The following is a 21170-nucleotide window of genomic DNA, read 5'->3' as shown; positions in this document are numbered from 1 at the left end:
ATAAACCCTTCTATCGGATCACAGACCAAGCGCGGCACCGATAGATGCCATCCATTCAGCCTCACAGGTTTCATTGACGGCATTGCATTGTTTGGTCCAAGTCGGCAGAGAACTTCCAACCAGCGCCTTGGACACGGCCTCCAGATCTGCGTCTGACACGGGAGCCGCCGTCAAGTTGTAGGAAGTGCCTGTCACACAGGGCTCTTGGCCGGTGTTGCAGTTCAACGCGTCTTGATACAGCTCTTCGGAGTAATCCCAGATGTCGCTTTCCAGTTCAGTCATCGCGGTTTGCAGCTTTTCTTGCTGCTCTGCATCCAACGCGTTCCAGCTGTCGAGGTTCATGACATAGCCGTTCATGGCAAGTTGCAGTGCAATCGGCAGGACGGTTGTTGTCACCTCGGGCCAGCCAGCCGAATTGGCCGAAGATGGCCCGGTGATGGCACAATCGACCACGCCACGGGACAGCGATTGTTGAACTTCGCCAAATGGCATTGGCACACCGGTTGCACCGAATTGCGCCACGAATGCCGATGCAGATTGGTCACCGACCCGCACTTTCAGACCTTCCAGATCGGCCAGTCCAGAGATTTCGGGCTTGCAGAAAATGACCTGCGGGCCAGCCGGCCACACGCCGAGAACTTTCGCGTTGAACCGCTTTTGAACAGCGGCATCAACAGTCGGCAGGAAAGCTGCGGAGTGGGTTTTGCCCTTTTCGTAAGTCGGGTTGAGACCGACCAGATCGAGACCCAGCATTGTCGGTTCGTCGCGGCTGACCTGCGGTCCACGGAAGGAGACAATGTCAAACAGTCCGGTGCGCACAACCCGCATCCCGTCATTGTCCGGAATGCCGGCGACATCTACGGGCAGATATTCAAATGTCGCATTGATGCCTGAGGTTTCCGTCAAATTTTCAAAGAATGGTTGTTCCTTTTTCTGCTGGATAAGGCCGGACCCGACGGGCTGCCCAAGGACGCGGAAATTGGGTGTGTCGGCGCTGGCAGCTCCGGCGATACAAATGGCTGTGACGGCAATAAACGTACGCATGGTGTTGTCCTCTCTGTTGCACCGGTGCAGGCCGGTGATGGATTTGTTGTTGCTCTTACAAGAAAACATTTTTTCACAAGAATCATTATTTATTTTTTTACGTGAAATGATTTTTTCTTATCACCATGTGTAAATGCGCTCAAAAAGAAAGCGTTTTTTCACGAATATGCGTGAAAGATGGCCGCACTAAAGCTCGTTCAGGCGATCATTTGCGGCTTCTATGGCCGCGAGGCGCGTGCGTCCCTCGGCGGCTGCCGCCTCGATCGTGCGGTTGGCAATCAGATTCAGCAGGGCCATAACGCCCGTATGGCTGAACAGCGGTCCCGGTGACTCGGTCACGCACCGAAAATGCCACGAAGCCTCGGACTGCGGCGGCATGCCTTCGTCCGAGATCAGGGCGAATTGTGCGCCTTGCTCAAGAATGCCCGACATCAGGTCCGGCAAAACAGCAACCCTGCGCCGCAGTCCAAACAGGAGCACCACATCTGTTGACCTTATACTGGCAAGGTGCTCCCCCATCGTCTGACCGTTTCCGGGCAAGGCAACGATATTGTCAATAACTTGAAGCAGTTGCCATTGCAGATAATTGGCCAGCGGTGCGCCGGCACGGAAACCGAAAACCCATACTTTCCTTGCTTTGAGGAGGGCTTGCGCCAGGTCTTCGATCTCTGCCGTATCCAAAGCCTGAAGCGTGTCTTGGATATTGCGGATATCTGACTCTTCATAGGACCCCAGCGCACGCGGTGCGCTGTCTTTGACCGCTCCGCGATACAGGCGCGATCCGCTGGCTTGTTCAAGACGCACATGACGCCGGGCTTCCTCATAAGAGTTGTAACCTATACGCCTTACGAACCGGCTGACGGTCGCATTGGACACATCCGCCAAATCCGCCAGTTCCGATGCAGAATAGCTCGCGAGTTCTCCGGGAAAATTGCAAACAAGCTCGCCCAGCTTGCGCTCTGCTGGGTGAAGTTCAGGCAAGATACGTCGGACGCGGGTCAAGAAAGGGATGTCAGCCATGGGATCCATTCGTGAAAACTGAATTTCACAATAGAAGAGGAGCCTGAAGATTTCCACATGGTTCATTCGGTGTGTTTTGGTCTTCTCGGTTGGGATATCTGGAACGTGAATCTCGGAAAAGACGGTCTGCCGCGTTCGCCGGGAAAACCATATCCGCCTAATCCTCGCTACAGTCATCGGCAACGCCACCACCCTCGCGGCACTCGAAGGCCCGCAGAAGGGCGAACTTGCGGATCACATGACGACGGTAGGCGAACGGTTGTCCGACGCCGTTCAGGCCGATCCTGAGCGGGTTGCTAACAAGTTGAGCGAGGCAAAGGGCAGGTACATCACCAAGGCGCCCCGCATTTACCTGTCACACTGCTTCCGTATTGCTTCCGGCAATCCGGAACGCGCGGACCGCGCCCGAAGGCGCGGCGCGTAATCCATTGGTATATCAGGATAAAGTGGTGAGCCGTGCAGGATTCGAACCTGCGACCCACTGATTAAAAGTCAGTTGCTCTACCAACTGAGCTAACGGCCCACTGTGGAGGCGCTTCTAGAAACTGCGCCCTTGGGGGTCAACCCCAAAAACCCAGAAGCGTCTACTTTTCTTTCCAAGCCTCCCGTCAGCAGATCGTGACCGATGTGAAAAGCGGCGGGGAATCTTCCGCTGCGAATCGAAATCTGCCGGTTTCCAAGGTCACGGCGACAGTTCGGCCGGAGGGGCATTGTCAGATATGCGGTGCTCATCGCTGCGCAGTCGGCTGCCAGCAGCCGAATTTGCCATGTAAAACCTTCGATTATCATAGGGAGGCATCAACCCGACCCGGCGGTCAGATGGGTCCGGACACCTGCGGGCTGGAAACCTGTGGGCCTTAGACGTATATGCCGCTCATGGTCGCCCGCGAACATACCCCCTTGCCGTTCATGAAAATGCACGGGCTGGGCAACGACTTTGTCGTTGTCGATGCCCGCCTGCGCGCGCATCCGCTGCCGCCCGAACTGGTGATCGCTATCGCCGACCGGCACAAAGGGGTCGGGTATGACCAATTGGCCGTGATTGAACCGGGCGCAGGCGATGCCCATCTGGTGTTCTACAATTCGGATGGATCGACCTCGGCTGCCTGCGGCAACGCCACCCGCTGCATCGCGCGCTACCTAATGGATGAAACCGGCAAGCACGATTTGCACCTGACCACCGATCGCGGCGATCTTTATGCGGTCGACGCCGGCAACGGCCTGACCTCGGTCAATATGGGCCAACCGCAGTTGGCTTGGGATGAAATCCCGCTGGCGCATGAAATGGACACGTTGGAACTGCCGATGGACGGCAAGCCCACCGCCACCGGCATGGGCAACCCGCATTGCACCTTCTTCGTCGACGATGCCGAAGCGGTCGATCTGCAAACCCGTGGTGCCGAAATTGAACATCACCCGCTTTATCCGCAACGCACCAATGTGCAATTCGCCAGCGTCGTAGGGCCGGATCACCTGCGCATGCGGGTCTGGGAACGCGGTGTCGGGGTCACGCTGGCCTCTGGTTCGTCCTCCTGCGCCACCGCCGTGGCGGCGGCACGTCGCGGCCTGACCGGGCGCAAAGTGCGGATCGATCTTGATGGTGGATCGTTGCAGGTCGATTGGCGCGACGATGGCGTCTGGATGACCGGGCAAACCATGCATGTCTTTACCGCGCAACTGACACCGGAATTTTTGGATTCGGTCGGATGACCGCAAAACCCCCGATCTTTGCCACGCTCGGCTGTCGGCTCAACGCCTATGAAACCGAAGCGATGAAGGACCTCGCCCAACAGGCCGGTGTCGAAGGCGCCGTGGTGGTCAATACCTGCGCCGTCACCGCCGAAGCGGTGCGCAAGGCACGGCAGGAAATCCGCAAACTGCGGCGCGAAAACCCCGGTGCCCGCCTGATCGTCACCGGCTGCGCTGCCCAGACCGAACCGGACACTTTCGCCAATATGACCGAAGTCGATCTGGTCATCGGCAATGCCGAGAAAATGCAGCCGCAAACCTGGGCCAATATGGGTCCCGATTTTGTCGGCCAGACCGAAAAGGTGCAGGTCGACGACATCATGTCCGTGACCGAAACCGCCGGACACCTGATCGACGGCTTCGGCACCCGGTCGCGCGCCTATGTGCAGGTGCAAAACGGCTGCGATCACCGCTGTACCTTCTGCATCATCCCCTATGGCCGGGGCAATTCGCGCAGCGTCCCCGCCGGTGTCGTGGTCGATCAGATCAAGCGATTGGTCGATAAGGGCTATAACGAAGTGGTGCTGACCGGGGTCGATCTGACGTCTTGGGGTGCTGACTTGCCTGCGGGGCCGAAACTGGGCGATCTGGTGATGCGCATTCTGAAACTGGTGCCGGACCTGCCGCGGCTGCGGATCAGCTCGATCGATTCGATCGAGGTGGATGAAAACCTGATGCAGGCGATCGCCACCGAACCGCGCCTGATGCCGCATCTGCATCTCAGCCTGCAACATGGCGACGACCTGATCCTGAAACGGATGAAGCGCCGTCATTTGCGCGACGATGCGATCCGCTTTGCCCAAGAGGCAAAGAAACTGCGCCCCGACATGACCTTCGGGGCCGATATCATCGCCGGTTTCCCCACCGAAACCGAAGCGCATTTCGAAAATTCGCTGAAACTGGTCACCGATTGCGACCTGACCTGGCTGCATGTCTTCCCCTATTCGAAACGCGAAGGCACCCCGGCGGCGAAAATCCCGAACCAGATCAATGGAAACATCATCAAGTCCCGCGCTGCCCGGCTGCGCGCGGCAGGCGATGCTCAGGTCGCCAGGCATCTGGCTGCGCAGGTCGGCAAATCCCATCGCATCCTGATGGAAAACCCGCATATGGGCCGCACCGAACAATTCACCGAAGTCGGCTTTGCCACACCGCAAACCGAAGGCACCATCGTTTCGGCGCGCATTTCCGGTGTGTCGGGCACCCGTCTGGTCGTTTAAACCTTGCATCAAGACCGGGCTTGCCAGAGCTTCGGCACAAAACCCAAGGTCCTGCCATGCACCCCAACCCCAGCTACCGCCAAACCCCGCGACAGACCAATCTGGATTTCGCCCGTGACACCGGCTTTGGCATTCTGGCGCTGTCCGATGACGCCGGCTTGCCGCTCATGTCGCATATCCCCTTCTTGATCGATGGCGACGAGGTGCTGTTCCATCTGGTGCGTGCCAACCCGATTGCCGCGCGGTTGAAACAACCCCGCCCGGCCCGTTTCGCCATCAGCGGCCCGCATGGCTATGTGTCGCCCGATTGGTACGGGATCGACGATCAGGTGCCGACCTGGAACTATGTCGCGGTGCATCTGACCGGCACCGCCGATCTGCTGCCCGATGACCGCCTGCGCGACGTGCTCGACCGGCTGTCGGACCGGTTCGAAACGGCGCTGGCCCCGAAACCGGTGTGGACAAGCGACAAGATGCCGGATCAGGCGTTGACCCGGATGATGCGGATGATCGTACCCGCCCGGATGCGGATCGAAGACGTCTCGGGCACTTGGAAACTGGCTCAGAACAAACCCGAAGCCGCCCGCCTTGGCGCCGCCGACGGGGTCGAAACCTCTGGGATCGGTACCGGTCTGGCCGGTCTGGCGGCCCTGATGCGCGACCTGCCTCCCGATCAATGATGGACAGCGCCGCATCCGGTGCTAATCTCAACGCCGGAGAGAGGAAGCCAACCATATGAAACTCGTTTATTCCCCCGCATCGCCCTTCGTCCGCAAGGTCGCGGTGGTGCTGCATGAAACCGGCCAAATCGACGATGTCGACCTGTTGCCGGTGAAAACCACCCCCGTATCCACCCCGCCCGAAGTGCTATCGGCCAACCCGGTCGGCAAGATCCCGGCGCTGGTCCGCGGTGACGGCCCGGCGATCTATGACAGCCGGGTGATCTGCCAATTCCTCAACGACCGCGCTGGCGGCGGGCTCTATCCCGACACTGCGCGCTGGGAAGTGATGACGCTCGAAGCCACCGCCGACGGCATTCTCGATGCCGCCGTGCTGATGGTTTACGAAACCCGCGTACGGCCCGCCCATATGGTTTATGACGACTGGGTCGAAGCGCAGTGGGACAAAGCCTCGCGTGCGGTGAAAACCGTCAATGACCGTTGGATGGCCCACCTGACCGGGCCGCTCAATATCGGTCAGATCGCCATCGCCTGTGCGCTGGGCTATCTCGATTTTCGCCATGACGGGCGCAACTGGCGCAAGGGCAATGATGCGCTCGATGACTGGTTCGCGGTGTTTTCCCAACGCGACAGCATGACCGCCACCCGCCCCAGCGACTAAGCGTTTCTTCTTGGTCAAAATACCGCGGGATGAATGCGGTGTTTTGCGTATCTGACGGTCTTAATCGACTCGCTTCTCTTGAAAGATCAAGCAAGGATCACTTGAGAAAGCGGCTTGGTTGACTGTCAGATTTTCCCGGCCCACTTCAAACTGATTCAGCGGCATTCTGCGGTCGGGCTGAAATTCTGACGCACGAAATCGACCAAGAACCAAGATCCCCGGCTTGATCCTTACGGCCAATCCGAAAAGTTGCGCCGCAGCTCGCTCAGGTCTTCCCCTGCCGGGCGGGACACAATGGCGCGATAGGCACCGGGCGACATGCCGGTGCGGCGCTTGAAGAAGTGACTGAAGCGCGATCCGTCCGCAAAACCCAGATCGGCCCCGATCTTCTTGAGCGGATGCCCCGAATTTTCCAGCCGCGCCTTGGCTTCCGCGATCAGGCGTTCGTGAACCAGTTCCGCCGGCGCGCGCCCGGTTTCGCGTTTGCAGATCCGGTGCAGCCGTTCATATTCGACACCCAATTCGCTGGCATAGGCCGAAACCTGCCAATGGTCGCGGTAGTGAAGCTCGACCAGATGCCGGAAACGGCGCAGGATGTTGGTCTGCTCGCCGCCCTTTTCGATCGGCTCGGGATTGTGAACCCGCAGCGCAGTGATCAGCAGAAGGCGCAGATAGGCAGACAGGGTCATCGGTGATTGCAGATGGGCAGAGTTCAATTCGTAGCCGAACCAGCTGAACATCATTTCCACTTGCGGGATCTTCGGCTGTTCTTCCAGCGCCGCCGTGAACGGACGCTCGACCAGCATCCGCAGATGCACGGATTCCGACCGCGCACCGATGGCGTCGAGGATGATCGTGTCGCTAAGACCCAAAAGCCGCGTGGCGGACCCGGCATCCAGGGTCAGGGTGGGACGTTCGGACCCCGGCCAGAAGCACAGGGCGGGGCCGGTGACGATACTGCCATCCGATCCATGGCGCAGAACGCCATGCTGCAAGAACAGCAAGGTCGCAAACCCTTCGGGGAATCGCACGCGCAGCGTCCGCTGGTGTAGCGCTTCGCGTTCGTCGTGGATCAAAGCGTAGCCTTCAATCATGTCGCATTAGCCATTTTTGAACAACAAATATCCAGATTTTCACATTTCATGCGAGTATAGAAGCAAGCTACTCTATGACAAGGGAGGCCGGCTTGTCCGGGCGCAAAATATGACTGCACGGGAGAACCAGCCCCAGGCTTTGGAGGGGCATCTGATCTATCGGGAAAATCCGGCGACGGGGAAGGTCGTCAGCCGGGAACTCGCGTATGATCTTGAAACCTGTCTGCAACATGCGGTGCGTGCGGCGGCGGCGTTTCCCCGGTGGTCGTCGCTGACGGCAGCCGAACGGTCTACCTATTTGCTGGCGCTGGCCGATGTGATCGAACGCCGCGCCGAAACCTTCTGCACCGCGATGATCGAAGAAGTCGGAACGCCGATGGCTTGGGCGGCTCATAACGTGAGCTTTGCTGCCAGCCTGCTGCGCGAAGCCACGACCTATGCCGATCAGCTGGATCAACCCGAGATGATGCAGCACGAGAACGGACTTCAAAGCCGTGTGGAACGTGCGCCATGTGGGGTGTGCCTCGGCATCGCGCCCTGGAATGCGCCGCTTCTGCTGGGCGTGCGCGCCTTGGCTGCGCCGCTGCTCTGCGGCAACACGGTTCTGCTGAAAGGCAATGAGGTCGCCCCCCGCACGTTCCGCCTGTTGGGCGAAGCAATCTCCGAGGCCGGGTTTCCCGATGACGTGGCGAAGGTGTTGATTTGTCCAGCCGCAGGCAGCGAGGAAATCGTCGATGCGTTGATCGAATCGCCGGTGGTGCGGCGGGTGAATTTCACCGGGTCCACCCGTGTCGGCCGGCGGGTCGCACAGATTTGCGCAAAACACCTCAAGCGGCCCTTGCTGGAACTGGGTGGACAGGCACCGATGCTGGTTCTGGAAGATGCGGACCTCGATCTCGCCGCTGCGGCTGCGGTACGCGGGGCCTTCCGCAACCAGGGACAGATCTGCATGTCGACCGAACGGCTGATCGTGGCCGACAGCGTCGCCGATGCGTTGATCGAACAACTGGAAACGCGCCGCAGCGCGCTGATCCTCGGTGATCCCAGCGATCCGACAACCGATGTCGGCCCGGTCATTAATATCGCTGCCGCAGAACGGCTTTCCGGTCTGGTCAGTGATGCGATCGGCAAAGGCGCGCGGCTGATCGGCGGCGGCGCGATGCGGGACGCGTTCTTCGAACCGACCCTGATCGATGGTGTGGAACCGGATATGCGGCTCTACCATGAAGAAATATTCGGCCCGATCCTCGGGGTGACGCGCATTGCCAGTGATGTCGAAGCGATCACGGTCGCAAATGACAGCGCCTATGGTCTGGCGGCCTCGGTTTATTCAAGGGATCTGGACCGTGCAGATGCAATGGCGCGCCAGATCCAAAGCGGGATCTGCCACATCAATCGCCCCACCATCGACGACAACCCGCACGCCCCGTTCGGCGGCGTGAAGGGCAGCGGCTATGGCCGCTTCGGCGGCCGCTGGGCGCTCGACGAATTCACGGAATTGCGCTGGATAACACGCGCTGACAGCCCCTGAAAGCACGGGGTATAGGGAGGAAAGACCATGACTTTTGATTTTACACGCCGCTCGGTCCTGTTGGGGGCTGGTGCCGCCTTGGGCACGTTCGTTCTGGGCCGAAGCCAGGCCTTGGCGCAAGCGACCGTACCATTGAAGATCGGCTTCATCAGCCCGGTATCCGGCCCGCTGGCTGGTTTCGGTGAAACCGATGGTTACATCCTAGACCGCGCCCGCGAGGCCCTGGCAGGCGGCGTCACCATGAACGGCACCGGCTATTCGGTCGAATTGCTGGATCGCGACACGCAATCCGACCCGTCGCGCGCCGGCCAATTGGCGCGCGAGCTGATCAACAGTGATGGCGTCGACATCATGATCGCCGTGTCCACACCGGAAACCATCAACCCGGTCTCCGATGCCTGCGAAGCCGCTGGCGTGCCATGCATTTCGACCGTCATGCCGTGGGAAGCATGGTATTTCGGTCGCGGCGCAAAACCGGGCGAACCATCGCCGTTCACCTATGGCTTCCACTTCGGCTTTGGCGTCGATGAATTCTACCGCGCCTATATCTCGCAATGGGACCTGATCGAAACCAACCGCAAGGTCGGCGTCATGTATCCCAACGATGCCGATGGCAACGCCGTGCGCGCCGTGTTGGCGCCGCGTCTGGTCGAAGCGGGCTACGAAGTGATTGATCCCGGCGCGTATGAAACCGGCACTCAGGATTATTCCCAGCAAATCCGCATCTTCCGCGAAGCCGGGATCGAAATCTTCAACACTTTCCCGATCCCGCCCGATTTCGCCGCGTTCTGGCGTCAGGCCGCGCAGCAGGGCCTGCATCGGCAAATCAAGATCGTGCAAACCGCCAAAACCGGCCTCTTCCCCGGCGATATCGAAGCGCTGGGCACCTTGGGCAACAACATCGCCAGCGCCGCGTATTGGCACCGCGATTTCCCCTATACGTCGCCCGTTACGGGGTTGAACGGGGTCGCATTGTGCGATGGCTACGAAGCCGCAACAGGGCGTCAGTGGACGCAACAGCTGGGCGCCAGCCTGTCTGCAATCGACGTCGCCATGGCTGCGCTGGCTGCGGCGGCGGATCCCAAGGACAAGGATGGCGTGGCCGCCGCAATCGCGGGTCTGACGGCCGACAGTATCGCGGGGGTCGTGGACTTCACCACAGGCCCGGTGCCGAACGTGGCCCATGGCCCGATCATCGGCACTCAATGGCAACCGTCGGAAAAGGGGCCGCATCAGTTCGACTATGTCGTGACTGAAAATGCCACCGATCCCAACGTTCCCGTTGTCGGCACCCTTGTGCCCTACAACGCGTAAGGCGCGGTGATGTCCGCCCCGAACCCGGTGTTGCGCTCGGACGGCATTTCGATGTCGTTCGGGTCCTTTAACGTCCTCAGCGACATCTCCGTTTCCGTTGGAACCGGTGAAATCGTCGGTGTGCTTGGGCCCAACGGGGCCGGCAAGACAACCTTTATGAACCTGCTGACAGGTGCGCTTGCCCCGACGGCGGGGCGGGTGGAACTGCTGGGGCGCGATGTCACCAGACTGGACACGGCAGGGCGCTGTCACCTTGGCCTTGGGCGCACCCATCAGGTGCCCAGGCCGTTTCTGGGCATGACCGTGTTCGAAAACGTGCTGGTCGCCGTCACCCAGGGCCGAGACGTTCCGGCGGCTGATCCCATCGCGACCGCGTGGGACGTGCTGGACCAAACCGGGCTGGCCGAGGTCGCCAACCGGCGCGGCGAAACTCTGGGCCTGCTGGATCGCAAGCGGCTGGAGTTGAGCCGCGCATTGGCGACCGATCCGAAAGTGCTTCTGCTCGATGAAATCGGTGGCGGCTTGACCGATGTGGAGGGCGACGCGCTGGTCGCGCTGATCCTGAAAATCCATGATCGCGGCGTCACCATCATCTGGATCGAACATATCATGCGTCTGCTGATGCAGACCTGCACCCGCCTGATCTGCATGGCCGAAGGCCGGGTTCTGGCCGATGGAGAGCCGAAAGACGTTGTCGAATCCGAAGCCGTCCAAGTCGCCTATTTCGGAGCCGCAGCATGAGCACGCTGGACATTCGGGATCTGCAAGCCTCTCACGGCCAGTTGCGCGCCGTGCATGGCGTGTCGCTAAGCGTGAAGCCCGGCGAAATGCTGTTTGTCCTTGGTGCCAATGGGGCCGGCAAGACAACGCTTTTGCGATCCATTGCGGGTGATCACCGGGCCGAGGCGGGCAGCGTGCGCCTGTCAGGTGTCGATATTACCGGACTGGCGGCGCATCACCGGGCGCGTTCGGGTCTGGCGCTGGTGCCAGAGGGGCGGCGGCTGTTTCCGAACATGACCGTGCGCGAAAACCTTGCGCTTGGGCGCTCTACCTCGCGCGAAGGGCCTTGGACGATCGAAGCGATCTACGAAGCGTTCCCGAACCTTGCCAAACTCGATCACGCGCCGGCGGGCAAACTTTCGGGCGGGGAACAGCAGGCGGTTGCCATCGGGCGTGCGCTGATGGGGGACCCGGTGGCGATCATACTGGACGAAGTTTCGCTGGGCCTGTCCCCCGCAGCGGTGGATTTCGCCTATGACGCCCTGAAACGGGTGCGTGACATGGGCATCGCGCTTCTGGTCGTTGAACAGGACCTGAACCGTGCGCTGCACACCGCCGACGATTTGATGGTGATGTGCGAAGGCCATGTGACCCTGCACGCAACCCCGGCCCGGACCAGCCTTAACGCGCTGGCCGCGGCGTCGTTCGGGCATGACGAGGGAGAAACGGCGTGATTTCGCAACTTATCGGTGCGGTTCTTCTGGGGGGCTACTATGCCGTCCTGGCGACTGGGCTCGCATTCATGTTTTCGGTGATGAACATCATCAATCTGGCCCATGGCGCACTGATCGTGCTGTCGGCTTATGGGCTTTATGTGCTGGGCGGGATGATGGGGCTCCCCATCGCAATCCCGATCATGATCATCGTGATGTTTGTCGTCGGTCTGGCGCTGCACGCACTGATCCTGGCGCGGGCCTCAAAAGGCGGAGAGTTGCTGCCGCTTCTCGCCACCTTCGGCCTCTCCATAATCCTCGACAACCTGATGTTTCAGGTCTTTGGTGCCGACAGCCTGTCGCTTGCGCCGCTGGTGGGGGATCTGTCCTGGGCCTCCTTCGAATTGCCGGGGTTCATCTTTGTCGGCAAGCTAAGCGTCTATACCCTGATTGCAGCGGTCGCAGTGATCGCGGGGCTGGAATGGCTGTTGCGACGCACGACCCTTGGGCACCGTATTCAAGCCACCTCGCAGGATCGTGCCACGGCGCGCCTACTGGGCATCGACACCGCGCGCACGGCGGCGATTGCCACCGGCCTCGCACTGGCCACCGGCGTGATCGCGGCCACCGCGTTGGGGCTGCGCACGGCCTGGGGGCCTTATGCCGGATCGGCGCAGCTTCTGTTCGCGTTCGAGGCGGTGGTGATTGGCGGCATGGGCAGCCTGTGGCGGGTGCTTTGGGGCGCGATGATCCTCGCCTTGGCGCAATCGCTGGCGGCAATGATCCACCCGCAAGGGTTTCTGATCGGCGGGCATCTGGCATTCCTTCTGGCGGTGTTTTGGCGGCTCCGGGGCGGTGCGTTCAGCCTGAACCGGTTACTGGGTCGGGAGGTCCGAACATGAGCGCGCAATTGGTTGTCACCCGCGGTGGCACAACGTCCCGGATCACGCTGGCCTTGCTGGCCTTTGCGGTGATCGTGCTGGCGGCCACACCGTGGTTCTTCGGTGTGGGCGGTTCGGGCCGGGCGGTGGCGCTTCTGGTCTATGTCCTTCTGGCGGTGATGTGGAACGCGCTGGCGGGATTCGCGGGCCTTGTCTCCATCGGCCAGACGCTGTTTTTCGGGGTCGCCGCGTATACCACCATCCGCCTTTCAAACGCCGGCCTTGATCCCTATCTGGCCATTCTGGCATCGGTCGCGATCGGTGCGGTACTGGGCTATGTGACCTCCCTGTTCATGCTGTCGCTGAAGGACGGGGAATTCGCCATTGGCATGTGGGTCTTGTCTTCGCTGGCACATCTTTGCGTCAACCTCGATCCATTGATCCAAGGCGAAACCGGCACCTCGCTGATATCCTTGAATGGCTATGCGATCGAAACCCGGTCAAGCATCACTCTGTGGCTGGCGCTGGTGCTGACTCTGGCTGTGTTGGCGGCGCTGTTTGCCTTGTTGCGCAGCCCGACAGGGGCGGCGATCACCGCCGTCCGCGATGACGAATTGGGCGCACGATCCATCGGGGTCAATGTGATCCGCACCAAACGCATCGTTTTCGTTCTGGCTGCGACCGGGACGGCGGCGGCGGGGGCCTTGTGGCTTGCCTCCAACTTGAACTTCCAGCCGCGGGCGTTCTTCGGCGTCCATTGGACCGCGTATATGCTGTTCATGGTGCTGGTCGGCGGCCTTGGCCGGATCGAGGGGGCGCTGATCGGCGCGGTGCTGTTTTTCGTGATCGAGACGTTCTTCGCGTCTTACGGCGCCTGGTATCTGGTCGGTCTGGGCGGGGTCGCGGTGTTCTTCGCGCTCGTGCTGCCCAACGGATTGTGGGGCTGGATTGGCCCGCGCCTACCGGGAGAAGCAATCCCGACCGGGTATATCATCAACAAATCAAAGACTTGATCGAAACACGAAGGAGATCATCATGCTTATGGGCAAGAACATCGTCGTCACCGGAGCGGCGTCTGGAATCGGTAAACGCACGGCAGAATTAGCGCAGGCGATGGGGGCCAACGTGTTCTCGGTCGACCGCAACACGCCGGACAACCCGGTGGGCCATTTTATCGCGGCGGATCTGGGATCGGCGGACGGTGTTGCGGCGCTGATTGCGCAACTGCCAAACGGTATCGACGCGCTGGCCAATGTGGCGGGCCTGTCGGGCACGCCGGGGGCGGTGCCGACCATCGCGGTCAATTTCCTTGGCCTGCGGGCGCTGTCGCTGGGTCTGGCACCGAAGATGAACCAATACGGATCGGTCATCAACGTCGCCTCCATCGCCGGCTTTGGCTGGCGTGGCAACGCAGAAAAAACCAAGGCTGCTGTGGCCGTCGAAGGGTTCCCAGACCCCGCGAAATTCTGTGCCGATCATGGCGTGACCGACGAAATCAGCTATCCCACATCGAAAGAATTTCTTTTGATGTGGACCTATCAGGCGGCTCAAAACCCGGTGTTCAAGGATCGCAACATCCGCGTCAACGCCGTCAGCCCCGGCCCGGTGGAAACCCCGATCCTCAAACAATTCCGCGACGTGCTGGGCGACGAACGGGTCGACAGCGACATCGATCGGGTGGGCCGGGCTGGCACGGCGAATGATATCGCGCCGTCGATCCTGTTCCTCGCCTCGGACGGCGCACGCTGGGTGAACGGTACCAACATCGCCTGCGATGGTGGGCTCGAGGCGTCGATCTTGGCCGAAGTCATGGATTTTTGAGGGAGTCACGTAAATGACAATGCAAATGCTGATCGGTGGCCAGGATGCCAAGGCCGCAAATGATAAAACTTATGACCGCCACGATCCGGTCACCGGAGACGTCGCAACCACCGCTGCCGCAGCCTCGGTCGAGGATGCTCTGAAAGCCGCCAAGGCGGCTGGCGCAGCCTATGCAGAATGGTCGAAAACCGGCCCTGCGCTGCGGCGCGGGTTGCTGTTGAAGGCCGCCGACGTGCTGGAGGCACGCACCGAAGAAATCATCGGCCTGATGATCAAGGAAACCGGTGCCACCGGGCCTTGGGCGGGGTTCAACTGCATGCTGGCGACCGGGATGCTGCGCGAAGCGGCGTCGATGACGACGCAAATCACCGGAGAAGTCATTCCCGCCAACAAACCCGGCACGCTGGCCATGGCGCAACGCAAATCGCTTGGGGTGTGCCTTGGGATCGCGCCCTGGAACGCGCCGATCATTCTGGGTGTGCGCGCGGTGGCGATGGCAATCGCCTGTGGTAACACCGTGGTGCTGAAAGCATCGGAACTTTGTCCGGCCACCCATCTCGCCATCGGGCATGTGTTCCGAGAGGCCGGTTTCCCCGATGGTGTGATGAACGTCGTCACCAACGCGCCCGAAGATGCGGCGGACGTGGTCCATGCCCTGATCGGCGCCCCCGAGGTGCGGCACATCAACTTCACCGGGTCCACCAATGTCGGCAGGATCATCGCGGTGGAGGCGGCCCGCCATCTCAAACCGGTTCTGTTGGAATTGGGCGGCAAGGCTCCGATGATCATTCTTGACGATGCCGATCTCGAAGGGGCCGTAAACGGGGCCGCGTTCGGCGCGTTCATGAACCAGGGCCAGATCTGCATGTCCACCGAACGCTTCATCGTTCACGAAGGCATTGCCGACCGCTTTGTCGAAGCGTTTGCCGCCAAGGCCAACGCCCTGCCCGCAGGCAATCCGCGCGACAAGGTGGTGCTGGGATCGCTGGTGACGCTGGCGGCTGCCGAAAAGATGGATGCGTTGATCGCCGATGCAACGGCCAAGGGCGGTGCGGTCATCGCGGGTGGCGCGCGCGACGGTGCCATCATGCAGGCAACCTTGATCGATGGTGTGACGTCCAACATGCGGCTGTATCAGGAAGAAAGCTTCGGCCCGGTCAAAAGCATCATCCGCGTCGCGTCGGACGAAGAGGCGATCCGCGTCGCCAACGACACCGAATACGGCCTGTCAGCGTCGGTCTACAGCTCCGACATTCAGCGCGCGTTGCGGGTGGCCGATCAGGTCGAAAGCGGCATCTGTCACATCAACGGCCCGACCGTCGGGGATGAGGCGCAAATGCCCTTTGGCGGCGTGAAGAACAGCGGCTATGGCCGCTTCGGCGGCAAAGCGGCCGTGGAAGCCTTCACCTCTACCCGCTGGGTCACGATCGAAGACCCCGGCCAACATTATCCGTTCTGATCTCAACCTGACCCAGAGCGATAATCGGCGCGGCCTCCCTTGGTGGGCCTCGCCATTCCCAAACCCTGATACGCGGAGCAAGCAATGCTGGATCTTGAACAGAACAAGCGTAACGTGGTCGCCTTCTACGAACAGATGTTCAACGATTGCGATCCAAAGGGCGCTATCGCCGCCTATGCGGGCGGCGACTACATTCAGCACAACCCGCATGTGCGCAGCGGAAAACAGGGGTTCATCGACTATTTCGAAAAGATGGCCGCAGAATATCCCGGCAAGAATGTGATCGTGAAGCGTGCCCTGGCAGAGGACGACTTTGTCATCCTCCATTGTCACCAGATCTGGCCCGAGGGTCTGGAATATGCGGGCATCGATATCTTCCGGCTCGATAGCGCGGGCAAGATCGTGGAACATTGGGACGTTCTTCAACAGATGCCGGTTACCAGCGCCCACGACAACGGTATGTTCTGACCTGACCTTGGCAACTCCGATCAGGGCGCTAGACTCACACCCGAATCGACGATCCACTGCCACAGCACAACAGGCCTCAGGGAGCTTCCGACCATGAAACCCAAACTCGTTCTTGCATGTGCGGCGCTTGTTGGTGCGCTCGCCACCGTCGCCCAAGCCGATATCACGGTCTCGTCCAAGATCGACACCGAAGGCGGCCTGTTGGGCAATATCATTGCCCTTGCGCTGGAAGACGCCGGCCTGCCGGTCGAGCGTCGCCTGCAACTGGGCGGCACCCAGGTCGTGCGCGAAGCGTTACTGGCCGGACAGATCGACATTTACCCCGAATACACCGGCAACGCGGCGTTTTTTTTCAATGAAGCGGATAGCAATATCTGGAAAGACGCCGAAGCGTCCCGCGCACGGGCGGCGGAACTGGATGCCGCAGAAAACGACCTGACCTGGCTGCAATCCGCCCCGGCGAACAACACGTGGGCGATTGCCGTGACGGGGGCTATTGCCACCGAAAACAATCTGGTCACCATGTCCGATTTTGGCGCCTGGGTCACCGGCGGTGGTGAGGTGAAGCTTGCAGCATCCACGGAGTTCGTTTCGTCCCCCGCCGTGTTGCCGGCGATGCAGCAAGCCTATGGCTTCGTACTGTCACCCGACCAGACCATCGTGTTGTCGGGCGGCGATACGGCCGCGACGATCCAGGCCGCGGCGCGTGGCACGTCTGGCGTGAATGCGGCCATGGCCTATGGTACGGATGGCGGTGTTGGCGCGACCGGACTTGTGGTGATGGTCGATGATCTGGGCGTGCAGCCGGTCTATGAACCCACCCCGGTTGTCCGCGCCGCGGTGCTGGCGGAATACCCCGCCATCGCTGAGGTGCTGAACCCGATCTTTGCCGGTCTGGACATGGCAACGCTGCAAAGCCTGAATGGTCGCATTCAGGTTGGCGGTGAACCGGCCGGAGCGGTGGCGCGCGATTACCTTACCGCGACTGGGGTGCTGGACTGATCTCCGCCACGATGCGCATGCGCGATGCAGGCCCGGCGCTGTTGGCACCGGGACTGCTGTTTGCCGGTCTCGGATTTGCCGCATTGCTGGCCCCGTTCATGACGCTCGCCGCCAACCGGATCGTCGCGGGCGAAGGCGTCGCCGTCTGGCGGGTGGCCGACCCGGTGGTGACGCTGCCGGGGATCGTGGCGTTGGCGGCGGGGCTTGGTCTTGGACTGCTGACCGCTTGGCCGCGCGTGCGGATTGCCGGTGCGGCAATGGGGTTGGCCGGGCTTGTCTGGCTGTTATCGCAAGGGGCCACCGTGCTGTTGGACGGGGCAGGACAATACGCGCGGGTTTCCCCCGGGGCAGGGTTTTGGTGCCTGTTGGTGATCTTGGCACTGCTGCTGGCGGATGCCTTGTCACAACTTTCGCCGGGACCATTGGCGCGCGCCTTGCTGCTCGCCGCCGTGGTCGGAACGCTGGCGTTGCTGTTGCAATCCGGGGCGCTGTCGCAGCTTTCGGTGATGCGGGAATATGCCAGCCGGCAGGATGCGTTCGGGGACGCAAGCCTGCGCCATCTTGGCCTCGCCTTCGGTTCCTTGGCTGTGGCGGCTGCAATCGGCTTGCCGCTCGGCGTTCTCTGTCATCGCCGCGAGACCCTGCGCCGGGCGCTCCTGCCGGTGCTCAGCTTTTTGCAAACCATCCCTTCGCTGGCGATGTTCGGCATCATGATCCCGCTGCTGGGATGGGTTGCCGACACGGTGCCCGGCGCGCAATCCGTCGGTATCGCCGGGATCGGCTTCGCGCCCGCGTTTCTGGCGCTGGTGCTGTATTCGCTGCTGCCCGTCGTGGCGAACATGCTGGCCGGTCTGCAAAGCGCACCACCGGCGGTGATCGAAGCGGCGCGCGGCATGGGAATGACCGACCGGCAGCGCCTGTTTCGGGTCGAACTGCCGCTTGGCTTGTCGGTGATCCTTGCCGGGGTGCGGATCGTATTGGTGCAGAATATCGGCCTTGCGGTCATCGCGGGGCTGATCGGTGGCGGCGGTTTTGGCACATTCGTCTTTCAGGGCCTGAACCAGACCGCCACCGACCTGATCCTGCTCGGTGCGCTTCCCACCGTGGCGCTGGCTCTTTCAGCGGCCATTGTCATGGACATCCTTGTCGAACTGACCAGACCGATACCGGAGCGCACACCATGATCGAAATCGACAAGATCAGCAAACTGTATGACGGCGTCGCCGCAGTGGATGCCGTCTCGATGATCGTGGAAACGGCGACGATCACCGTGATCGTGGGCACCTCGGGGTCGGGCAAGACCACGCTATTGCGCATGATCAACCGGTTGATAGAGCCGAGCTCGGGCGAAGTGCGGATCAATGGCGAACCAACGGGAACCCTGCCCAAACACGTCCTGAGGCGTCGCATCGGCTATGCGATTCAGGGCCACGGACTGTTTCCGCACCACACGGTGGCGCGCAATATCGGCGCGGTGCCGGAACTGCTGCGCTGGCCGCCGGAAAAAATCCGCGCTCGGGTGGATGAATTGCTTGATCTCTTCTCGATGGAACCGGCGCAATTCCGCGACCGCTTCCCGGGTGAATTGTCCGGTGGCCAGCAACAGCGTGTCGGCGTGGCACGGGCGCTGGCCTCGCGGCCCGATCTGCTTTTGATGGACGAACCTTTTGGCGCGCTGGACCCGATCATCCGGGCACGGGCGCAGCAAGATCTGCGGCGTATCCAGCGGGCGCTCGGATCGACCATCATGCTGGTGACGCATGACATAGAAGAAGCAATTCACCTTGGGGACAGGGTCGCCGTGATGGATGAGGGCCGGCTGGTGCAACATGGCACTCCGGCCGAAATCATCCGGCAACCGGCGACGGAATTCGTGGCCGAAATGGTGGGCGGGGTGGATCGCCCCTTGCGGCTTTTGTCGCTTGTTCCGGTGTCAGAGATCGTTGTGGATGGTCCCGCAGAAGGGGAACCGCTCGACGCCGATACCAACCTGAGAGATGCGCTTTCAACCTGTCTATGGAGCGGGCGAGACGCGCTTCCGGTGGTGCGCGATGGCGTGCCGTTGGGTCGAGTAACGCTTGACGCAATCCGCGCCCGGGCAGAGGGTCCGCGGTGAGAGCGGGGATGCTGCTGCGCGCGGCGCTCGTCGCGCTTTTGGGGGCGCTGGTGCTTCGGCCGGGCTGGTTCGTCTGGGCCTTCGCCCCCTTCGCGCCGGAAGGCGGGCCGGTCATATATGAACGCACAACGCTGCTTTCGCTCTCGCTCAGCCATCTTGGTCTGGTGGTGCTGGCCTCTGGCGCGGCAACGCTGGTGGCGGTGACGCTGGCCATTCTGGTGACGCGCCCGGCCGGCGCGGCTTTCCGCCCGCTGTCGCGCACGATCACCAATGTGGGCCAAACCTTCCCGCCGGTGGCGGTTCTGGCGCTGGCGGTGCCGGCGCTCGGGTTTGGGGCCGGGCCGACGTTGGTGGCGCTTTTCCTCTATGGCCTGCTGCCGATCTTCGAAAACGCGATCACCGGGCTTTCGACCTTGCCTCCGGCAACGATGGAAGCGGCGCGCGGCATTGGTCTCAATCGCTGGCAACGTCTGCTGCGGGTGGAACTGCCGCTTGCGATGCCGGTGATCCTGACCGGTATTCGCCTTTCCGTGGTGATTGCTTTGGGCACGGCCACGATTGGGTCCACCGTCGCCGCCAAGACATTGGGAGAGGTCATCATCGCCGGGTTGCTGACCAACAATACGGCCTACGTCCTGCAAGGGGGGCTGATCGTGGGACTGTTCGCGGTCCTGATCTACGACGCGCTGGTGCAGCTCGAAACCCGTCTGTCGCGGCGCCTTGGTACGGTCTGAGGGGCGCCGCGGCGGGCTGACCCTGCGCCCACCATTGGCGCGCACAGGGTGGCAATTTCAGATCAGAACGAAAAACTCACGCCGACATTCAATGCGTTGGTGATGATCCGCGTGTGCAGATCGCCGCCTCCGGTCAAGGTCACATCATTGTCCGAAATGGTGAACTGATATTCGCCGAACAGCGCCCAGCGGTCATTCAACTTGTAACTGGCACCGGCCGTCAGCCGCGCCGCCGGACCGGTATATTGATATTCATAAGTATGCGCGCCGCCGGTGGGGGTGATGTCCACATGCGGAATCGCAACCCCGATCCCGGCCCCGACATAGGGGGTGAACTTGTCCCACTTGCCCGGCCAGCGCTTCATGTAATTCACCGTCAGGATGTTGTGACCATCGGTGAATTCCAACCGGGTGAATTCCGGCGACATGTCGGACCCGGCATAGGCCTTGTCATGGCTCAGTTCGATTCCCCAGCCCCAGTTGCCGCTTTGCCAGAATGTGACGCGGGCACCGTAATAGGGCGGCATCGAAAAGGATTTGCCATCCCAGCCGATCGACTGGCTGACTGGGCCGGGATAGGTCACGCCCGCAGGCAGGGTCCCGGTCAGGCGGCTGTGCGGCGATGTCTGCCAGCCGCCATAAAGGCTAAGCTCGGTCTCTGCAGCAGCGGCAGAGGCAAGACAAACGGTAAGTGCGGTGGAGGCAAGCAACAGGCGCGACATCTGGTTCCCTTTCTGAATGAAACCGATTGTATAGGATTTTCAGTGCGCGGAATAGGCCCGAAACCGGGCCTGTTCAACCGCGACACTTCCGCACCTGTTGCTTTCGCGCAACCCCAAAGCGTGATTGTCTGCTGGACTGGGCGGGAATCCCCCGCTAAATAGCGCCACGGAAAGGCTGCGTAATCTGCGGCCCCAACCGCTATAGGCCGGATGCGGCCGAA

Annotated in this window: 21 protein-coding genes and 1 tRNA gene; 17 read left to right on the top strand and 5 right to left on the bottom strand. The window is 61.3% G+C overall.

Annotation, left to right across the window (positions count from 1 at the left end):
- Positions 1 to 18: 18 nt before the first annotated feature.
- The 3 genes from TG4357_RS03280 to TG4357_RS03265 form a co-directional block, all read right to left on the bottom strand.
- Positions 19 to 1044 carry a TRAP transporter substrate-binding protein gene (locus TG4357_RS03280; protein WP_058261437.1) on the bottom strand — a complete coding sequence of 342 codons (1026 nt, stop codon included), beginning with the start codon at positions 1042 to 1044 and terminating at the stop codon, positions 19 to 21.
- Positions 1045 to 1230: 186 nt separating this feature from the next.
- Positions 1231 to 2130 (bottom strand): MurR/RpiR family transcriptional regulator, encoded by a 900-nt coding sequence (locus TG4357_RS03275; RefSeq protein ID WP_199484619.1) that lies wholly within the window; start codon positions 2128 to 2130, stop codon positions 1231 to 1233.
- Between the two features lie 381 nt (positions 2131 to 2511).
- Positions 2512 to 2587 (bottom strand) — tRNA-Lys (locus TG4357_RS03265).
- Between the two features lie 344 nt (positions 2588 to 2931).
- Between TG4357_RS03265 and dapF the strand changes: the two genes are divergently transcribed.
- From dapF to TG4357_RS03245, 4 genes are read left to right on the top strand one after another with little or no spacing between them, the layout of a single operon-like run.
- Complete coding sequence (dapF, locus tag TG4357_RS03260; RefSeq protein WP_425329294.1) at positions 2932 to 3774, top strand: diaminopimelate epimerase; 843 nt, start codon at positions 2932 to 2934, stop codon at positions 3772 to 3774.
- Positions 3771 to 5033 (top strand): tRNA (N(6)-L-threonylcarbamoyladenosine(37)-C(2))-methylthiotransferase MtaB, encoded by a 1263-nt coding sequence (gene mtaB / locus TG4357_RS03255; RefSeq protein WP_058261435.1) that lies wholly within the window; start codon positions 3771 to 3773, stop codon positions 5031 to 5033. Before dapF ends, mtaB begins: the two co-directional genes overlap by 4 nt.
- Positions 5034 to 5089: 56 nt before the next feature.
- Positions 5090 to 5713, top strand: coding sequence for an FMN-binding negative transcriptional regulator (locus TG4357_RS03250; RefSeq protein WP_058261434.1), 624 nt, complete (start codon positions 5090 to 5092; stop codon positions 5711 to 5713).
- Between the two features lie 55 nt (positions 5714 to 5768).
- Positions 5769 to 6374, top strand: coding sequence for a glutathione S-transferase (locus TG4357_RS03245; RefSeq protein ID WP_058261433.1), 606 nt, complete (start codon positions 5769 to 5771; stop codon positions 6372 to 6374).
- 230 nt (positions 6375 to 6604) lie between these two features.
- Here TG4357_RS03245 and TG4357_RS03240 read toward each other — a convergent pair whose 3' ends face one another.
- Positions 6605 to 7468: an AraC family transcriptional regulator gene (locus TG4357_RS03240; RefSeq protein WP_058261432.1), complete on the bottom strand. Its 864-nt coding sequence runs from the start codon at positions 7466 to 7468 to the stop codon at positions 6605 to 6607.
- Between the two features lie 109 nt (positions 7469 to 7577).
- On the opposite strand from TG4357_RS03240, the gene TG4357_RS03235 reads away from it, so the two are divergent.
- The 13 genes from TG4357_RS03235 to TG4357_RS03175 all read left to right on the top strand — a co-directional run bounded on the left by TG4357_RS03235 (position 7578) and on the right by TG4357_RS03175 (position 20227).
- Entirely contained in the window at positions 7578 to 8999 is a 1422-nt protein-coding gene (locus tag TG4357_RS03235) for an aldehyde dehydrogenase family protein (protein ID WP_074646968.1), read from the top strand.
- 27 nt (positions 9000 to 9026) lie between these two features.
- Complete coding sequence (locus tag TG4357_RS03230) at positions 9027 to 10313, top strand: ABC transporter substrate-binding protein (protein WP_058261431.1); 1287 nt, start codon at positions 9027 to 9029, stop codon at positions 10311 to 10313.
- A 9-nt stretch (positions 10314 to 10322) separates the two neighbouring features.
- Entirely contained in the window at positions 10323 to 11054 is a 732-nt protein-coding gene (locus tag TG4357_RS03225; protein ID WP_058261430.1) for an ABC transporter ATP-binding protein, read from the top strand.
- The gene (locus tag TG4357_RS03220) at positions 11051 to 11767 is read left to right on the top strand and encodes an ABC transporter ATP-binding protein (protein ID WP_058261429.1); all 717 of its coding nucleotides are present in this window, start codon (positions 11051 to 11053) and stop codon (positions 11765 to 11767) included. Before TG4357_RS03225 ends, TG4357_RS03220 begins: the two co-directional genes overlap by 4 nt.
- Complete coding sequence (locus tag TG4357_RS03215) at positions 11764 to 12648, top strand: branched-chain amino acid ABC transporter permease (RefSeq protein ID WP_058261428.1); 885 nt, start codon at positions 11764 to 11766, stop codon at positions 12646 to 12648. Before TG4357_RS03220 ends, TG4357_RS03215 begins: the two co-directional genes overlap by 4 nt.
- Complete coding sequence (locus TG4357_RS03210) at positions 12645 to 13640, top strand: branched-chain amino acid ABC transporter permease (RefSeq protein WP_058261427.1); 996 nt, start codon at positions 12645 to 12647, stop codon at positions 13638 to 13640. Before TG4357_RS03215 ends, TG4357_RS03210 begins: the two co-directional genes overlap by 4 nt.
- A 22-nt stretch (positions 13641 to 13662) precedes the next feature.
- Positions 13663 to 14448, top strand: a complete 786-nt coding sequence (locus TG4357_RS03205; protein ID WP_058261426.1) for a coniferyl-alcohol dehydrogenase — start codon at positions 13663 to 13665, stop codon at positions 14446 to 14448.
- Positions 14449 to 14461: 13 nt separating this feature from the next.
- Positions 14462 to 15907, top strand: coding sequence for an aldehyde dehydrogenase (locus tag TG4357_RS03200; protein ID WP_058261425.1), 1446 nt, complete (start codon positions 14462 to 14464; stop codon positions 15905 to 15907).
- 84 nt (positions 15908 to 15991) lie between these two features.
- Positions 15992 to 16375, top strand: a complete 384-nt coding sequence (locus tag TG4357_RS03195; protein ID WP_058261424.1) for a nuclear transport factor 2 family protein — start codon at positions 15992 to 15994, stop codon at positions 16373 to 16375.
- A gap of 93 nt (positions 16376 to 16468) precedes the next feature.
- The gene (gene osmF, locus TG4357_RS03190) at positions 16469 to 17377 is read left to right on the top strand and encodes a glycine betaine ABC transporter substrate-binding protein OsmF (protein ID WP_058261423.1); all 909 of its coding nucleotides are present in this window, start codon (positions 16469 to 16471) and stop codon (positions 17375 to 17377) included.
- A gap of 17 nt (positions 17378 to 17394) precedes the next feature.
- Positions 17395 to 18561 carry an ABC transporter permease gene (locus tag TG4357_RS03185; RefSeq protein ID WP_233487418.1) on the top strand — a complete coding sequence of 389 codons (1167 nt, stop codon included), beginning with the start codon at positions 17395 to 17397 and terminating at the stop codon, positions 18559 to 18561.
- Positions 18558 to 19493, top strand: coding sequence for an ABC transporter ATP-binding protein (locus tag TG4357_RS03180; RefSeq protein WP_058261421.1), 936 nt, complete (start codon positions 18558 to 18560; stop codon positions 19491 to 19493). The genes TG4357_RS03185 and TG4357_RS03180 overlap by 4 nt, the downstream gene beginning before the upstream one ends.
- Positions 19490 to 20227: an ABC transporter permease gene (locus tag TG4357_RS03175; RefSeq protein ID WP_058261420.1), complete on the top strand. Its 738-nt coding sequence runs from the start codon at positions 19490 to 19492 to the stop codon at positions 20225 to 20227. Before TG4357_RS03180 ends, TG4357_RS03175 begins: the two co-directional genes overlap by 4 nt.
- A gap of 62 nt (positions 20228 to 20289) precedes the next feature.
- Here TG4357_RS03175 and TG4357_RS03170 read toward each other — a convergent pair whose 3' ends face one another.
- Entirely contained in the window at positions 20290 to 20949 is a 660-nt protein-coding gene (locus TG4357_RS03170; RefSeq protein WP_058261419.1) for an outer membrane protein, read from the bottom strand.
- Positions 20950 to 21170 lie beyond the last annotated feature (221 nt).

The organism is Thalassovita gelatinovora, assembly GCF_001458355.1.
In the GTDB taxonomy this organism is placed as follows: Bacteria; Pseudomonadota; Alphaproteobacteria; order Rhodobacterales; family Rhodobacteraceae; genus Thalassobius; species Thalassobius gelatinovorus.
Note: the sequence above shows the minus strand (reverse complement) of the source record. Positions and strands in the feature narration are given on the sequence as shown.

Bases quoted from the DNA above. Each gene is read 5' to 3' on its own strand.
- TG4357_RS03280 (WP_058261437.1), bottom strand. From the start codon at position 1,044: ATGCGTACGTTTATTGCCGTCACAGCCATTTGTATCGCCGGAGCTGCC.
- TG4357_RS03275 (WP_199484619.1), bottom strand. From the start codon at position 2,130: ATGAACCATGTGGAAATCTTCAGGCTCCTCTTCTATTGTGAAATTCAG.
- dapF (WP_425329294.1), top strand. From the start codon at position 2,932: ATGCCGCTCATGGTCGCCCGCGAACATACCCCCTTGCCGTTCATGAAA.
- mtaB (WP_058261435.1), top strand. From the start codon at position 3,771: ATGACCGCAAAACCCCCGATCTTTGCCACGCTCGGCTGTCGGCTCAAC.
- TG4357_RS03250 (WP_058261434.1), top strand. From the start codon at position 5,090: ATGCACCCCAACCCCAGCTACCGCCAAACCCCGCGACAGACCAATCTG.
- TG4357_RS03245 (WP_058261433.1), top strand. From the start codon at position 5,769: ATGAAACTCGTTTATTCCCCCGCATCGCCCTTCGTCCGCAAGGTCGCG.
- TG4357_RS03240 (WP_058261432.1), bottom strand. From the start codon at position 7,468: ATGATTGAAGGCTACGCTTTGATCCACGACGAACGCGAAGCGCTACAC.
- TG4357_RS03235 (WP_074646968.1), top strand. From the start codon at position 7,578: ATGACTGCACGGGAGAACCAGCCCCAGGCTTTGGAGGGGCATCTGATC.
- TG4357_RS03230 (WP_058261431.1), top strand. From the start codon at position 9,027: ATGACTTTTGATTTTACACGCCGCTCGGTCCTGTTGGGGGCTGGTGCC.
- TG4357_RS03225 (WP_058261430.1), top strand. From the start codon at position 10,323: ATGTCCGCCCCGAACCCGGTGTTGCGCTCGGACGGCATTTCGATGTCG.
- TG4357_RS03220 (WP_058261429.1), top strand. From the start codon at position 11,051: ATGAGCACGCTGGACATTCGGGATCTGCAAGCCTCTCACGGCCAGTTG.
- TG4357_RS03210 (WP_058261427.1), top strand. From the start codon at position 12,645: ATGAGCGCGCAATTGGTTGTCACCCGCGGTGGCACAACGTCCCGGATC.
- TG4357_RS03205 (WP_058261426.1), top strand. From the start codon at position 13,663: ATGCTTATGGGCAAGAACATCGTCGTCACCGGAGCGGCGTCTGGAATC.
- TG4357_RS03200 (WP_058261425.1), top strand. From the start codon at position 14,462: ATGACAATGCAAATGCTGATCGGTGGCCAGGATGCCAAGGCCGCAAAT.
- TG4357_RS03195 (WP_058261424.1), top strand. From the start codon at position 15,992: ATGCTGGATCTTGAACAGAACAAGCGTAACGTGGTCGCCTTCTACGAA.
- osmF (WP_058261423.1), top strand. From the start codon at position 16,469: ATGAAACCCAAACTCGTTCTTGCATGTGCGGCGCTTGTTGGTGCGCTC.
- TG4357_RS03185 (WP_233487418.1), top strand. From the start codon at position 17,395: ATGCGCGATGCAGGCCCGGCGCTGTTGGCACCGGGACTGCTGTTTGCC.
- TG4357_RS03180 (WP_058261421.1), top strand. From the start codon at position 18,558: ATGATCGAAATCGACAAGATCAGCAAACTGTATGACGGCGTCGCCGCA.
- TG4357_RS03170 (WP_058261419.1), bottom strand. From the start codon at position 20,949: ATGTCGCGCCTGTTGCTTGCCTCCACCGCACTTACCGTTTGTCTTGCC.